We start from the raw sequence: 14,371 nt of genomic DNA, 5'->3' as shown, positions 1-14,371 counted from the left end.
GTTGATCGTGCTGTCCCGGGAAACGCTCGTCCGGGCGGTTCGGGGACGCTCCGGGACGCCCCGGCCACCGGGGACCGGCTCCGGGGCGTCCCGTCGCATGAGGAACACTGGTCGACGTCACCCCTCCCCCGACCGGAAGCAGGACATGCCCGCCACGCCCACGCCCCTCCTCGACACCGCCGGCCTGCCCACGGGCCCCGCCGACATCCGGCTGATCGTCACCGACATGGACGGCACGCTGCTGGACGACGCCCAGCGGATGCCCGACGGACTGTGGCCGATGCTCGCCGAACTGCGCCGCCGCGGCGTGCTGTTCAGCCCCGCCAGCGGCCGCCAGTACGCCACGCTGGCCCGGCAGTTCGCCGAGGTCGCCGAGGGCATGGTGTTCATCGCGGAGAACGGCACGTACGTGGTCCGCGACGGCGTGGAGCTCAGCTCCGACACCCTCGACGCGTCGGTGGCCGCGCGGATCGTCCGGAAGGTGCGGGGGCTGGTCGCGGACGGCGTCGACGTGGGCGCCGTGGTGTGCGGCAAGCGGGCGGCGTACGTCGAGCGGACCGACGAGGCGTTCCTGGCGGAGGTGCGCAGGTACTACGTCGAGCACCGGATCGTCGAGGACCTCACCGCCGTCGACGACGACGTGATCAAGATCGCGCTCTTCGACTTCGCATCCGCCGAGCACTCCACCGCCCCGGCGCTCGCGACGTTCGCCGAGAGCCACCAGGTCGTCGTCTCCGGCGAGCACTGGGTCGACGTGATGAACCGCACGGCCAACAAGGGCACCGCCCTGCGCGGCCTGCAGCGGGCGCTCGGCATCACGCCCGCGCAGACCATGGTCTTCGGCGACTACCTCAACGACCTGGAGATGCTCGATGCGGCCGACTGGTCCTTCGCCATGGCGGGCGCCCACCCCGAGGTCGTGAGCCGGGCCCGGCACCTGGCACCGTCCAACAACGACAACGGCGTGCTGCGGACCATCTCCCGGGTCCTCGGCCTGTAGTTCCGCGGGTTCCGTTCCGTCACCCGCGTACGGACTTGGCGCCGACCGCGCCGTACAGCGAGACGGGGCCGCGGTCGTCCGGTGTCCCGGCCGGCCGCCAGTCGGCGACCGACACGACGCCCGGCTCCAGCAGGTCGAGGCCCCGGAAGAAGGCGGCCACCTCGTCGCGGGAGCGGGCCACCAGGGTCACTCCGCCCGCCGCGTAGGCGGCGATGCCCCTCTCGACGTTCTCCCGCTCGAAGTCCGCCGTCATCATCGACAGCACCAGACGGCTGCCCGGCGCCAGCGCGTCCACCAGCGTGGAGACCACCTCGTGGGCGCCGTCCTCGTCGGCCACGAAGTGCAGCAGCGCGATCAGGGACAGGGCGACGGGACGGTCGAGGTCCAGGACGCGGGCGGCCTGTTCGAGGATGGAACGCGGATCGCGGGCGTCGGCCTGGACGTACTGCGTGACACCTTCGGGGGTGCCCCGCAGCAGCGCGCTCGCGTGGGCGAGGACGATCGGGTCGTTGTCGACGTAGACCACCCGGCTGTCCGGGGCCACCGACTGCGCGATCTGGTGCAGGTTGGGCTCGGTCGGTATGCCGGTGCCGATGTCCAGGAACTGGCGGATGCCGTCCTCGGCGACGGCGCGTGCGGCGCGCTGCATGAACGCCCGGTTGGCGCGCGCGGCGCGGAGGGCGCCCTGGTCGATCGCCGTGATCCGGCGGCCCAGTTCCTCGTCGACGGGGTAGTTGTCCTTGCCGCCGAGGAACCAGTCGTACACCCGGGCCGGATGCGGCCGGGTGGTGTCGATGCGCGTTGCGGCCGACTCGGTCCCCGTCACGTGCTGATCCTCCGCTCGGCCGGTCCCGGTGGTCGCTCCGGGGCGTACGCGCAGCAGTCTGGCACGATCACGCCATCCGGCGCACGCCCCCCGCGGACGCCGGCAGCCCCCTCAACCCGCCGTCCCGCAGGGACCGTTGGGGGGTCGGCCGGGCAGCGTGCGGTCCAGGAAGCGGCGCACCTCCGCGAAGGCCGCCGCCCGGTCCGGCTCCGTCTCGTGGAACACCTCGTGCCGTGCCCCGGCGAAGATCCTCCGGGTCAGCCGCCCGCCGCTCAGCCGCTCCACGCCGGTCCGGCTGCCGGGCAGCGGCACGAGCCGGTCGTCGTCGCCGTGCAGCCACAGCAGCGGCAGCCCGCCCACGTCGCCGCTCTTCTCGACGGTCTCCAGCGTCCGGACGAACGCCTCCAGCGTCGGCCGCCTCATCGGCCCGTGCCACACCAGCGGATCGGCGGCGTACGCGGCGCCCACGGCCGGGTCGCGGGACAGCGCGGCCGGGCTGACCGGGACGTCCGGGATCTCCGGCAGCGCCAGCAGCCGCCCCGGCAGCTCCCAGGCGCCGATCACGGGTCCGGACAGGACCAGCGCGTTCAGCTCGGCGCCGTGGCGCTGGGCGTAGCGGGCCGCGATCAGCCCGCCCATGGAGTGGCCGACCAGGACGAGCGGCAGGCCGGGGTGGGCGGAGCGGGCGAGGTCCGCCGCGCCGTGCACATCGGTGACGACGTCCTCGAAGTCCTCGATCACCACGCGCTCCCCGGCCGACCGGCCGTGGCCGACGTGATCGGGCCCGTACACGGCGGCCCCGTGCGCGTTCAGGACGGCCGCGAGCCCGTCGTACCGGCCCGCGTGCTCGCCGTACCCGTGCACCACCAGGGCCAGGTAGCGGGGCGCCGGGTGCGGCCACTCGCGTACGGCGATCGGGCCGCGGGTGCCGTCGAGGGTGTGCTCGCGGACGTGGGGCATGTCTCCTCCGGGCGACTCGGTGAAGGTCGGGAGGATCTTCCCAGCGGGCCGGTCCGAGGTCTATAGTCCAAAACTAGCAGTGCTAATTAATGACACCCGTCGATCAGGAGTCGAAGCCGTGCGTCCCGTCCACTTCGCGGCCGCCCGCCGCACCCCCCTCGGCAAGCTGCGCGGAGCCCTGTCCGGTGTCCGGCCCGACGACCTGGCCGCCACGGTGATCCGCGCCCTGGTGGCCGGCGCGCCCGCGCTCGACCCGGCCCGGATCGACGACGTCTACTGGGGCGCGGCCAACCAGGCCGGCGAGGACAACCGCAACGTCGCCCGGATGGCCGCCCTCCTCGCCGGACTGCCCGAGTCCGTGCCCGGCGCCACGGTCAACCGGCTGTGCGCCTCCGGGCTGGAAGCGGTCACGACGGCCGCCCGCACCATCGCCGCCGGCGAGGCCGACATCGTGATCGCCGGCGGCTCCGAGTCCATGAGCCGGGCGCCCTTCGTGCTGCCCCGGCCCGACGAGGCCCTGCCGCAGCGCATCGAGACCCACGACACCCGGCTCGGCTGGCGCCTGGTGAACCCGGCGATGAAGGACCTGCACGGTCTGTTGTCCATGGGCGAGACCGCCGAGGAGGTCGCCGAGCGGTACGGCATCTCCCGTGACCGGCAGGACGCGTTCGCCCTGCGCAGCCACCAACGGGCCGCCGCCGCACGCAAGGACGGCCACTTCGACGCCGAACTCCTGCCCGTGGAGCGGCCGGACGGCGTCGTGGTCGGGCAGGACGAGTGCGTCCGCGAGGACACCTCGCTGGAGAAGCTGGCCCGCCTCAAGCCGGTCTTCCGCCAGGGCGGGACGGTCACGGCGGGCAACGCCTCGCCGATGAACGACGGCGCGGCCGGACTGCTGCTGGTCAGCGAGGACGCCCTGGACGAGCTGGGCCTGGAATCCCTCGGCCGCTACGTCGCCGGCGCCTCCGCCGGCGTGCACCCCGACGTCATGGGCATCGGCCCGGTGCCGGCCACCCGCAAGGCGCTCGCCCGGGCCGGCTGGGACGTCGCGGACCTGGAGGAGGCCGAGTTCAACGAGGCGTTCGCCGCACAGGCCCTCGCCTGCGTCGACCAGCTCGGCATCGACCCGGACCTGGTCAACCCGACCGGCGGCGCCATCGCCCTCGGCCACCCCCTCGGCTGCTCCGGCGCCCGCATCCTGACGACCCTGCTGCACCGCATGCGCCGCACGGGCGCCGAGCGCGGACTCGCGACCATGTGCGTGGGCGTGGGGCAGGGGAGCGCCCTGCTGGTGGCGCGGGACTGACTCCAGCAGACGCTCCCCACGAGGGAGTTCGGTAGTACGAGCCGCAGCAAGGAAACGGAGCACCCCTCCATGGCAACCCTGTCCGTCGCCGCCATCCTCGCCGAGAACGCCCGGCGCCGTCCCGGCAAGACCGCCCTCGTGGAAGGTGAACTGCGGCTCACCTTCGGCGAGGTGTGGCAGCGCTCCCTCGCCCGGTCGGGCGCCCTCACCGGGCTCGGCGTACGGCCGGGGGACCGGGTCGCGCTGATGGCCCCCAACACCGCCGAGTTCCCCGTCGCCTACTACGCGATCGTCGCGGCCGGCGCGGTCGTCGTACCGGTGCACCTGCTGCTGTCGGCCGGCGAGGTCGAGCACGTGCTGCGGGACAGCGGGGCGAGCCTGCTGCTCGTCCACCCGGCGCAGGCGGAGACCGGGCGGGCCGCCGCCGGGGCGCTCGGGGTCCGTGTGGTCACCCTGGGCGAGGAGTTCGACGGGCTCGCGGCGGACGCCGAGCCGCCGGTGTCGTACGTCAGCCGGGCCGCCGACGACCCGGCGGTGATCTTCTACACGAGCGGCACGACCGGCGTCCCCAAGGGCGCGGTCCTCAGCCACTTCAACATCGTGATGAACGCGACCGTCAACGCCTTCGACGCCAACGACATCCGCCCCGACGACATCGCCCTCGGCGCGCTGCCCCTGTTCCACGCCTTCGGGCAGACCGTCTCGCTCAACTCCACCTGGCGGGCGGGTGCCACCCTCGTCCTGCTGCCCCGCTTCGACGCGGCCCGCGCCATCGAGCTGATGGTCGCGGAGGGCGTCAACACCTTCCAGGGCGTGCCGACCATGTACGTCGCCCTCACGGCCGCGGCGGCGCAGGCGGAGCGGCTGCCCGAGCTGCGGGTCTGCATCTCCGGCGGGGCCTCGCTGCCCGTGGCCGTGCTGGAGCGGTTCGAGGAGGCGTTCGGCGCGCGGATCTACGAGGGGTACGGGCTGTCGGAGACCTCGCCGACGGCCACCGTCAACCAGCCGCTGTTCGGCACCAGGCCCGGCACCATCGGCCACCCGCTGTGGGGCGTCGACGTGGAGATCGCCCGTGCCGAGGTGGAGGACCGCATCGAGCTGCTGCCGGCCGGCGAGCTGGGCGAGGTCGTCGTCCGCGGCCACAACGTCTTCTCCGGATACCTCGGGCGGCCGCAGGCGACTGCCGAGGCCCTGGTCGACGGCTGGTTCCGCACCGGCGACCTCGGCACCAAGGACGACGAGGGCTTCCTGCGCATCGTCGACCGCAAGAAGGACGTCATCATCCGCGGCGGCTACAACGTGTACCCGCGGGAGGTCGAGGAGGTCCTGATGCGCCACCCCGGCATCGCCCAGGTCGCGGTCATCGGCCTGCCCGACGAACTGCACGGCGAGGAGGTCTGCGCCGTCGTCGTCCCGGCGCCGGGCGACGCCCCCGACGCCGCCGCGCTCACCGAGTGGTCCAAGGAGCACCTGGGGCGGCACAAGTACCCGCGGCGCGTGGAGTTCACGGACGCGCTGCCGCTGGGCCCCAGCATGAAGGTGCTGAAGCGGGAACTCCGGGCGGCGTACGTGGAGAAGTGCGCGGACCGGTCATAGCGGGCGGCAGGTGTCACCAGGCGAGACGGTGCTTACGCTTCAGGCTTGTCCGGACATAGCATCGGTCTTCGCATGAACACGATGACGCTCTGGCACATATCCGGCGCGGGGTTCGCCGCGCTCGCCTTCGCGGCCCTCCTCGTCGGCTTCTCCAAGACCGCGGTGAGTGGGGCCAACACGGTGAGCCTCGCCGTCTTCGCCGCCGTCCTGCCCGCCCGCGCCTCCACCGGCGTGCTGCTGCCCGTCCTGATCGCCGGCGACGTCCTCGCCGTCCTCACCTACCGTCGGCACGCCCACTGGCCCACCCTGTGGCGGCTGTTCCCCGCCGTCGCGGCCGGGGTCGTGCTCGGCACGCTGTTCCTGGTGTGGGCCGACGACGGGATCGTGCGGACCTCCATCGGCGCGATCCTGCTGCTGATGGCCGGGGTCACGCTGTGGCGGCGGCGTCGGGCGGAGCGCACGGGCGAGGCGGGTGAGGCGGACGAGCCGGACGCCGTGACCGGCCGGGCGAAGGCGCGGTCGTACGGCGTGCTCGGCGGGTTCACGACGATGGTCGCCAACGCGGGCGGCCCGGTGATGTCGCTGTATCTGCTCTCGGCCGGCTTCCGCAAGCTCGGCTTCCTCGGCACGTCGGCGTTCTTCTTCCTGATCGTGAACCTGTCCAAGGTGCCGTTCAGCGCGGGCCTCGGCCTGATCGACGCAGGCTCGCTGCTCCTCGACGCCGCGCTCGTGCTGTTCGTCGTGCCCGGTGCGCTCATCGGCAAGTGGGCCGTGAACAGGATCAACCAGCGGCTCTTCGAACAACTCGTGATCGCGGCGACGATCGTGGGCGGGGTGCAACTGCTCCTGCGCTAGGGGGTGTTCGTTCGGATCGGGTCGGCCGTGCGGAACGGCGCCTGCCGGCCGACCCGAGCGGGGCCTCGGGGGCTCTGCGCTGGGGGCCCCTCCCGCTCGGGCACACCCCCTAGGCCGCGGGCGACGACAGCCCCAGCAGCGCCGGGACGTCCGCGAAGGAGTCCAGGACGTGGTCCGGGCGGCCGCTCGCCCGCTCCAGGGTCCGCGGCAGGAACTTGCCCGTACGGACCAACACCCCGGTGATGCCGAGCCGTTGCGCCGCCAGGACGTCGTACTCGACGTCGTCCCCGACCATCAACGCCTGCTCCGCGCCGACGCCGAGACGTCCGAGGGCCGCTTCGAAGAACGCCCGCGACGGCTTCCCGGTGATCTCCGCCTCGACCCCCGCGGCCGCCTCCAGGCCCGCCAGGAACGCCCCCGTGTCCAGGCGGAGTCCGTCCTCCGTGCGCCAGTACAGGTTCCGGTGCATCGCGACCAGCCGCGCGCCCCGCCGGACCCGGCCGAAGGCGCGATTGAGCGCCTCGTAACCGAACTCCGCCCCGGCGCCGCCGAGCAGCACGACGTCCGGGACGTCGTCGTCGCGGTCCCCGACGAGGGTGATCCCCGCCAGATCCTCCCCGACGTCCCCGCTGTTCAGCAGCGCGACCCGGGCCCCGGCCAGCCGGGCGGCGGTGGCGGCGGGAGCCGTCAGGACGTCCTCGGCGCCCACCGGGAACCCCGCCCGGGCGAGTGCCGCGGCGACGGACGCCCGGGAGCGGGAGGTGGTGTTGGTCACCAGGACCACCCCCAGCCCCGCGTCCCGGACGGCGCGCAGCGCCGCCACGGCACCCGGCAGCGGTTTCCAGGAGACGGTGAGGACACCGTCGATGTCGATCAGCACGGCCCGCACGGATTCCATGGTCCCGACCGTAGCGACCCGGGCGCCGGGCGAGCCCCTGCGACCGCCTAGGCTCACCCCTATGCCCGCGCACGTCCTGATCCTCGGCGGCACCACCGAGGCCCGCCGCCTCGCCGCGGACCTCGCCGCCCGTCCCGGCGTGCGGGTCACCACGTCCCTGGCCGGCCGGGTCGCCGCGCCGGGAGCGCTGCCCGGCGAGGTGCGGACCGGCGGCTTCGGCGGCGCGCAGGGCCTCGCCGACTGGCTGCGCGCCCACCACGTGGACGCGCTGGTCGACGCCACCCACCCCTTCGCCGAGTCGATCACGGCCAACGCGGCGCGCGCGGCGGCCTCCGCCGGGATCCCGCTGACCGTCCTGCGCAGGCCCGGCTGGCGCCCCGTGCCCGGGGACCGGTGGCACGACGTCCCCTCCCTGCCGGCCGCGGCCGAGACCCTGCCCCGCCTCGGCCGCCGGGTCTTCCTCAGCACCGGACGCCTGGGCCTCGCGACGTTCGCCCGGCTGACCGGCCTGCACTTCGTCGTCCGCTCGGTCGACCCGCCCGCACCGCCGCTGCCCCCGCACACCGAACTGGTCCTCGCGCGCGGCCCGTTCACCGTCCCCGACGAGACGGACCTGCTGCGTGCCCACCGCATCGACGTCCTGGTGACCAAGGACAGCGGAGGCGCGGCCACGGCCGCGAAACTGACCGCCGCGCGGGACCTCGGGCTGCCCGTCGTCGTCGTACGCCGTCCCGCGCTGCCACCGGACGTGACGGCGGTGCCCGACGTGGCGGCCGTACTGGGGCGACTCGGACTGGACCCGGCCTGACAACAGGACCTAGCGGTCGCCCGGGTTCCTGCGCAGCAGATACGTGTCCATGATCCAGCCCTTGCGCTCGCGCGCCTCGGCCCGCACCCGCTCGATGCGTCCAGCGGCCTCGGCGATCGGGCCGGAGACAAGGATCTCGTCCGCGGTGCCGAGGTACGCGCCCCAGTAGATGTCCATGTCGTGCTCGGCGTACCGGCGGAACGTCTGGTGCGCGTCCAGCATCACGACCACGTCGTCTACGTCCTCGGGGAAGCCCTCGGCCAGCCGCCGCCCGGTGGTGATCTGCACCGGCCGCGCCACCCGGTTCAGGCCCGTGCGATGGCGGGCGACCAGTGTGGAGACACTGCTGATGCCGGGGACGACGGCGTACTCGAACGCGACCGCCCCGCGCGCCAGCACCTCCTCCAGGATCCCCAGCGTGCTGTCGTACAGCGCCGGGTCGCCCCACACCAGGAAGGCGCCCGTGCCGTCCTCGTCCAGCTCCTCGGCGATCAGCCGCTCGTAGATCCCGGCACGGGCGCTGCGCCAGTCCTCCACCGCCGGCGAGTACGCCGAGCCGCCCGCCGTCCGGTCCCGCTCGGGGTCGCGGGCCTCCACCACCCGGTACGACCCCGCGGGCAGATGCGTGTCGAGCATGTCCCGGCGAAGCTGGGTGAGATCGTTCTTCACCTCGCCCTTGTCGAGCAGGAAGAACACGTCCGTGCTCCGCAACGCCTTGACGGCCTGCAGGGTCAGCTGGTCGGGGTCGCCCGCGCCGATACCGATGACATGAATCTTTCGCACGCCCCGAGTCTGCCGCATGCCGCTGACCACGCGTCCACCGCCTCCGCACACACGGTCAGCACGGCCCGCCCGGCCGGCCCCGCCGGTCAGTGAAGCTCGCCCCACCCGAGCCGCGGCGCCTCGGCGACCGGATCCACCGGTCCGGCCCCCCGCTCCACCCGCCGCGCCAGCTCCCGCGCCCACCGGGCGAGCCCGGCGAGATCCATCCCGTACGGCCGGTCCTCGCCGCGCGCCTTCTCCCACGCCTCGACCGCTCCCGCGCCCCGCCGCAGCAGGCGCGCCCCACCGACGGCGTTGCCACGGGCCGCGTGGGTGAGCCCCACCGCCAGCTGGGCCAGGCCCCGCCACAGCGCCCGCTCGTCCTCGGGACCCGACTTCCAGGCGTCCTCGAAGACCTCGTGCGCGTGGAAGGGCCTGCCCGCGTCCAGCAGGGCCTGCGCCTCGGCCACCGTCTCGTCGGGCGCCCGCACGACACCCTCCGGCTGCCGGGGCACGCCCTGCGCGCCGTACGGCAGCGGGCGCCCGAGCCCGTCCCGGGGCCGCGCGTTGCGCGCCCGCCCGTCGGCGTCGCGGTCCCTGGCATCCGATGCGCCCGCGTTCGTCATGACGTCGATTCTCCCCGCTTCCCGCGGCCGCTCTTCGGCGCACCCCCGGACGTGGGGTAAAGTTCTGTTCGCGCGATCACGCGGGTCACCGCGAGTGAGTGCATCGGGACGTGGCGCAGCTTGGTAGCGCACTTGACTGGGGGTCAAGGGGTCGCAGGTTCAAATCCTGTCGTCCCGACCAGCTTTGAAGCAGGTCGGAGGTCGTCTTCTCAGGCATGAGGAGACGACTTTCTCGTATCTGCGGGTCCGTCCCGGTCGTCCCGTGCGCCCTTGTCCTCCTTCGGCGTGCCCTCCCCGTCGTCGCACCCCTCCGGGAGCATCGGGCGGTGGTCGCCGCCGGCGATCCGGGCCACCATCGCGGAGAGCTGCCCGCAGGCTCGCGCGATCTCGCGCTGGGTCTCGTTCCGCTCGCTGATGACCGCCGCGACCAGCAGCGCGGTCAGCGAGGCGGAGCCGTTGAACGCCTGGAGGGTGATCATGCTGGTGAGCAGGTCGTGATGGGAGAACGGGCCTGCTCCGCGCCCGGCGGTGATGATCGCGAAGGTGGACACGGCCAGCGCGCAGGGCGCGGCCCCGGCCAGCTGGAAGCGGAAGGCCGCCCAGATCAGCAGCGGGAAGCCGAGGAACAGGAGCGGCGCGTTCCCGGCCTCGACGACACCGACGCCGACGGTGGCCGCCGCCAGCAGCACCCCCTCCACCCACCGCAGCGGGAGCACCTCCTTCGGCAGGCGGGCCGAGCTGAGGACGAGCAGGACCGGCGTGACCACGAGCACGCCCATCGCGTCGCCGGTCCACCAGACCGACCACGTCGGCCAGAAGCCCTCGGCGTTCAGGACGCCCGCGAGGATCAGGGTTCCGCTGCCGGTCGTCGCGCTGATCAGCATCCCCGTGAACGCGCCGAGGAAGATGAGGGCCAGTGCGTCGCGCAGCCGGCCCAGTTCCGTCCTGAATCCCACGCGGCGCAGCAGCGCACAGGAGCAGACGGGCGCCACGGTGTTGCCCGCCGCGATGGCGAGCACGGCAGGGAGTGACGGCCCCAGCGAGATGTTGACCAGGAACGCGCCGAGCGCGATCCCGGGCCAGAGCCGCGGCCCCCGCAGGAGCAGGGCCGCCAGCGCGATCCCGCTCGGCGGCCACAGCGGGGTGACCTGGCCGCGCACCAGCTGCTGGAGCAGCCCCAGCCTGGCCGAGCCGTAATAGAGCGCGGCCAGGGTGCAGATCTCCAGAACGGCCACAGCACCACTGCGGCTGAGCCGCACCTGCCGCGCGACGGGCATCGGGCGACCTCCGCGTCGATGTCACCCCCGAGGTCCATCATCCGCCGGTTCTCCCGGATGCTCCAGGTCGCCGGGCGGCGTGCGCACGGCGAGGATGGCCATGTCGTCGTGACCGTCGCTGGGGTGGTGATCGGCCAGGGCCCGGACGAACGCGGGCAGGGGCAGCGCGGAGTGTTCCACGGCGAGCCCGGCGAGTACGTGCAGCCGCTCGTCGATGGGGTGCTCGGGATGCTCGACCAGCCCGTCCGTGAAGAAGACCAGGGTGGCGTCCGGGGGCAGCGGCCGCGAGTGGTCCGGCCGCGGCTGCTCGGTGTCGACGCCGAGCGGCAGCCCGGGCTCGCCGAGCAGGTACGTCGCGCGGCGCTCACGGGTGAGCAGCAGGGGCGGGACATGGCCCGCGGTGCTCCAGCGCAGTCGCCAGCCCGGTTCGTCGGGTTCGACGCGGGCCAGTGTGGTGGTCGTGACGGGATTGTCCGTGATGCCCTCCAGCGCCCGGTCGAGCCGGGCGAGGACCGCGCCGGGCGGTTCGCTCCGGTCGAACAGCAGGGCGCGCATCATGTTCCGGGTGGAGGCCATCGCGGCCGCGGCCCGCAGATCGTGGCCGACCACGTCACCGATCACGACGGCCACCACCCGGTCGGGCAGCGGGACGGCGTCGTACCAGTCCCCGCCGAGCTGGCTCGGCTCGGCGGCGGGCCGGTAGATGGCGGCCGCGGTGAAGGGCCGCAGGTCGGGCAGGGTGGGCAGCAGCAGCCGCTGGAACTGCTCGGCTCCGACCCGGATCCGCTCGAAGAGGCGGACGTTCTCGATCGCGATGCCCGCGGCGCCGGCCAGCGCGACGACGACGTTCTCGTCGTGCAGGTCGAAGGGCTTTCCGTCGTGCCGCTCGGACAGGTAGAGGTCGCCGTAGATCTCGCCGCGCACGCTGATGGCGACGCCGAGCAGGGTGTGCAGGCGCGGATGGCCGGGCGGGAACCCGGCGGAGGACGGGTGGGCCGGGATGTCGTCGATGCGCAGGGGTTCGGGGTAGCGGATCAGATGGCCGAGGACACCCCGGCCGCGCGGCAGGCCGGTCTCGGCCAGCGCCGCGCGTTCCCGCTCGCTCAGGCCGGCCGTGACGAACTGCTCCAGGCGCTCCCCGGACGCGTCGAGTACGCCCAGCGCCCCGTACCGGGCGCCGACCAGATCCATGGCCGTGGTCACGATGCGGTGCAGCACCGCGGGCAGTTCGACCTCACGGCTGATGGCCACCACCGCGTCCAGCAGGCCCTGGAGCCGGTCCATGGAGGACAGCAGGGCCCGCAGCTGCTCGTCGATCCGGCCCAGCTCGGAACGCAGGCGCGCGTGCAGGTCGGGGGGATGCGGCTGCCGGGGGTGTCTGTCCTGCCTCTCTCCCGCCATCACGGGCGCCCCGTCCTTCCAGGGCCCCGCTCACCACCGGGGCCGGCGGCCGTCGCTGCGTCGTCTTCGATTGTGCACCGGTACCCGCGCCGCCGCGGGCTCCGGCCGCCCGGGCGGGTACGGGGCGCTGCCCGGTTCGCTGATGGAAGCCGCAGGCCAGGACGTGGTCAGCCGTTGTCAGCCCTTGCTGGAGCCGAGCGTGAGGCCGTTGACGAACTGGCGCTGGAGCGCGAAGTAGACGATCAGGGTGGGGATGGCCGTCAGGAGGGAGCCCGCCGCCACCAGGTTGGGGTCGGTGAAGTACTGGCCGGAGAGGTTGTTCAGGGCCGAGGTGATCGGCATGTTCTCGCCGGTCGAGATCAGCACCAGCGCCCAGAAGAAGTCGTTGTAGATCCAGATCGACAGCAGGGTGGCCAGGGCGGCCATCGCCGGTTTGCACAGCGGCAGCGTGATCTGCCAGTACAGCCGCCACACCGAGGCCCCGTCGACCAGTGCGGCCTCGGTCAGCTCGTGCGGCAGCGAGCGCATGTAGTTGCTCAGCACGAACGCGCAGAAACCCGACTGGAACGCCACGTGGATGAGGACCAGGCCGAGAGCGGAGTCGTACAGTTTGCCGCTCGCCGTGACGCCCGGCAGGTCCGTCAGCAGGTACAGCCGGTACAGCGGGGTGATGATGACCTGCTGGGGGAGGAGGTTTCCGGCCGTGAAGACCAGCAGGAGGGCGAGGTTCACGCGGAAGTCGAAGCGGCTGACGTAGAACGCCACGCAGGAGGACAGGAACAGGGTCAGCAGCACGGCCGGCACGGCGATGACCAGCGTGTTGCCGAAGTAGTGCAGCATGTCCGACTGCTGGAACGCGTGGGTGAAGTTCGCGAAGGTCAGTGTGGACGGCCAGGAGACGTAGCCCTTGGCGCTGGTCTCGCTGTACGGCCGCAGGGCCGAGAAGACCGCCCACAGGAGCGGGGCCAGCCAGGCCAGCGCCGTACCGGCCAGGAAGACGTGCAGCAGCACCCGGGCCGGGCGGATCGGGGCGCGGTGCTTCAGCGGGAGAGTGGTGCTGCTCATGCGCGCCGCTCCTTCCGGAAGGTGGCGATCAGGTACGGGATGATCACCGCGAGGGAGATGACCAGCAGGACGACGGCGATCGCGGAGCCGTAGCCGATCCGGCTGGACTCGCCGATGATGTTGTTCGTCACCAGGATCGACAGCAACTCCGTGCCCTGGGCGCCCTTGTTGAAGACGAAGACCAGGTCGAAGGCGCGCAGCGACTCGATGATGGTGACGACGAGGACGACCGTGTTGGTCGGGCGCAGGGTGGGGAAGATGACGCTCCTGAACGTCTGCCACTCGTTCGCGCCGTCCAGTGCGGCGGCCTCGCGCAGCGACGGGTCGACGCTCTTCAGGCCGGCCAGGTACAGGATCATCATGTAGCCGGTGTGCCGCCAGGACGCGGCGATCAGGACCGCCCACAGGTTCAGGTGCGGGTCGCCGATCCAGTCGATGTAGTGGCCGGGCTTGTTGGCGCCGATGATGCTGTTGATCAGGCCGGTGTCCGGGTTGTAGACGAGCTGCCAGACGAATCCGATGCAGGCCATCGAGATGACGACCGGCAGGAAGAAGGCGGTCTGGTAGACCCGGCTGAAGCGGATCTTCTTGTCCAGCTGCACGGCCAGGAACAGGCCGAAGGGCGTCGGGATCAGGATCAGCACCACGAACCAGACGACGTTGTGCTGGAGGGCCGGCCAGAACTGCGGGTTGTCGTTGAAGAGTTGGGTGAAGTTGTCCAGGCCCACCCACTTGATCGAGTCGAACCCGATGCCGTCCCAGGTGGTGAAGGCGAGGAGGATCGAGGCGAGGGCCGTGACCCAGACGAGGGCCACGTGCAGGATCGTCGGCACGCCCGCCATGAGGCCGAGCGTGATCCGGTCGCGGCGGGTCAGCAGACGCCGGTGGCTCTGCGTGGCCCGCTTCTTGTCGGGCATGGGCCCCGGGGGCGCCGCGGCGGCCGCCTCCGGGGTCTGCGTCGTCGTGTCGGTCGTGTCGGTCGTCATCGGGT

The 14,371-nt window shown here is 72.8% G+C and carries 14 protein-coding genes and 1 tRNA gene; 6 read left to right on the top strand and 9 right to left on the bottom strand.

Annotated elements, in window-relative coordinates:
- Positions 1 to 145: 145 nt before the first annotated feature.
- Positions 146 to 1,000 (top strand): Cof-type HAD-IIB family hydrolase, encoded by an 855-nt coding sequence (locus tag BIV23_RS23800; protein WP_071382971.1) that lies wholly within the window; start codon positions 146 to 148, stop codon positions 998 to 1,000.
- A 19-nt stretch (positions 1,001 to 1,019) separates the two neighbouring features.
- Here BIV23_RS23800 and BIV23_RS23795 read toward each other — a convergent pair whose 3' ends face one another.
- Positions 1,020 to 1,826, bottom strand: a complete 807-nt coding sequence (locus BIV23_RS23795) for an SAM-dependent methyltransferase (protein WP_071382970.1) — start codon at positions 1,824 to 1,826, stop codon at positions 1,020 to 1,022.
- A gap of 111 nt (positions 1,827 to 1,937) precedes the next feature.
- A complete protein-coding gene (locus BIV23_RS23790; RefSeq protein WP_071382969.1) occupies positions 1,938 to 2,786 on the bottom strand; it encodes an alpha/beta hydrolase in 849 nt (282 codons plus the stop codon).
- Between the two features lie 118 nt (positions 2,787 to 2,904).
- Here BIV23_RS23790 and BIV23_RS23785 point away from each other — a divergent pair, with 118 nt between their 5' ends.
- From BIV23_RS23785 to BIV23_RS23775, 3 genes are all read left to right on the top strand, one after another.
- Complete coding sequence (locus BIV23_RS23785; RefSeq protein ID WP_071382968.1) at positions 2,905 to 4,092, top strand: thiolase family protein; 1,188 nt, start codon at positions 2,905 to 2,907, stop codon at positions 4,090 to 4,092.
- Between the two features lie 69 nt (positions 4,093 to 4,161).
- Positions 4,162 to 5,688, top strand: coding sequence for a long-chain-fatty-acid--CoA ligase (locus BIV23_RS23780; protein WP_071382967.1), 1,527 nt, complete (start codon positions 4,162 to 4,164; stop codon positions 5,686 to 5,688).
- A 72-nt stretch (positions 5,689 to 5,760) separates the two neighbouring features.
- The gene (locus tag BIV23_RS23775; RefSeq protein WP_071382966.1) at positions 5,761 to 6,543 is read left to right on the top strand and encodes a sulfite exporter TauE/SafE family protein; all 783 of its coding nucleotides are present in this window, start codon (positions 5,761 to 5,763) and stop codon (positions 6,541 to 6,543) included.
- A gap of 109 nt (positions 6,544 to 6,652) precedes the next feature.
- Here BIV23_RS23775 and BIV23_RS23770 read toward each other — a convergent pair whose 3' ends face one another.
- Positions 6,653 to 7,441: an HAD-IIA family hydrolase gene (locus tag BIV23_RS23770; protein WP_071382965.1), complete on the bottom strand. Its 789-nt coding sequence runs from the start codon at positions 7,439 to 7,441 to the stop codon at positions 6,653 to 6,655.
- Positions 7,442 to 7,502: 61 nt separating this feature from the next.
- Between BIV23_RS23770 and BIV23_RS23765 the strand changes: the two genes are divergently transcribed.
- Complete coding sequence (locus BIV23_RS23765) at positions 7,503 to 8,249, top strand: cobalt-precorrin-6A reductase (protein WP_071382964.1); 747 nt, start codon at positions 7,503 to 7,505, stop codon at positions 8,247 to 8,249.
- 9 nt (positions 8,250 to 8,258) lie between these two features.
- On the opposite strand, the gene cobF is transcribed toward BIV23_RS23765, so the two are convergent.
- Together cobF and BIV23_RS23755 are read right to left on the bottom strand one after the other, a co-directional pair.
- A complete protein-coding gene (cobF, locus tag BIV23_RS23760; protein WP_107471240.1) occupies positions 8,259 to 9,032 on the bottom strand; it encodes a precorrin-6A synthase (deacetylating) in 774 nt (257 codons plus the stop codon).
- Between the two features lie 86 nt (positions 9,033 to 9,118).
- The gene (locus tag BIV23_RS23755) at positions 9,119 to 9,637 is read right to left on the bottom strand and encodes a DUF309 domain-containing protein (protein WP_071382962.1); all 519 of its coding nucleotides are present in this window, start codon (positions 9,635 to 9,637) and stop codon (positions 9,119 to 9,121) included.
- A 104-nt stretch (positions 9,638 to 9,741) separates the two neighbouring features.
- Here BIV23_RS23755 and BIV23_RS23750 point away from each other — a divergent pair.
- Positions 9,742 to 9,818: transfer RNA gene (locus BIV23_RS23750), tRNA-Pro, on the top strand.
- A gap of 28 nt (positions 9,819 to 9,846) precedes the next feature.
- On the opposite strand, the gene BIV23_RS23745 is transcribed toward BIV23_RS23750, so the two are convergent.
- The 4 genes from BIV23_RS23745 to BIV23_RS23730 all read right to left on the bottom strand — a co-directional run bounded on the left by BIV23_RS23745 (position 9,847) and on the right by BIV23_RS23730 (position 14,366).
- Positions 9,847 to 10,914, bottom strand: a complete 1,068-nt coding sequence (locus BIV23_RS23745) for an MASE1 domain-containing protein (RefSeq protein ID WP_071382961.1) — start codon at positions 10,912 to 10,914, stop codon at positions 9,847 to 9,849.
- Positions 10,915 to 10,935: 21 nt separating this feature from the next.
- Positions 10,936 to 12,315: a PP2C family protein-serine/threonine phosphatase gene (locus tag BIV23_RS23740; RefSeq protein ID WP_071382960.1), complete on the bottom strand. Its 1,380-nt coding sequence runs from the start codon at positions 12,313 to 12,315 to the stop codon at positions 10,936 to 10,938.
- A 177-nt stretch (positions 12,316 to 12,492) separates the two neighbouring features.
- Positions 12,493 to 13,380 (bottom strand): carbohydrate ABC transporter permease, encoded by an 888-nt coding sequence (locus BIV23_RS23735; protein WP_071382959.1) that lies wholly within the window; start codon positions 13,378 to 13,380, stop codon positions 12,493 to 12,495.
- Entirely contained in the window at positions 13,377 to 14,366 is a 990-nt protein-coding gene (locus BIV23_RS23730; protein WP_071382958.1) for a carbohydrate ABC transporter permease, read from the bottom strand. Before BIV23_RS23730 ends, BIV23_RS23735 begins: the two co-directional genes overlap by 4 nt.
- Positions 14,367 to 14,371 lie beyond the last annotated feature (5 nt).

This window comes from Streptomyces monashensis (assembly GCF_001866665.1).
GTDB lineage: Bacteria > Actinomycetota > Actinomycetes > Streptomycetales > Streptomycetaceae > Streptomyces > Streptomyces monashensis.
Note: the sequence above shows the minus strand (reverse complement) of the source record. Positions and strands in the feature narration are given on the sequence as shown.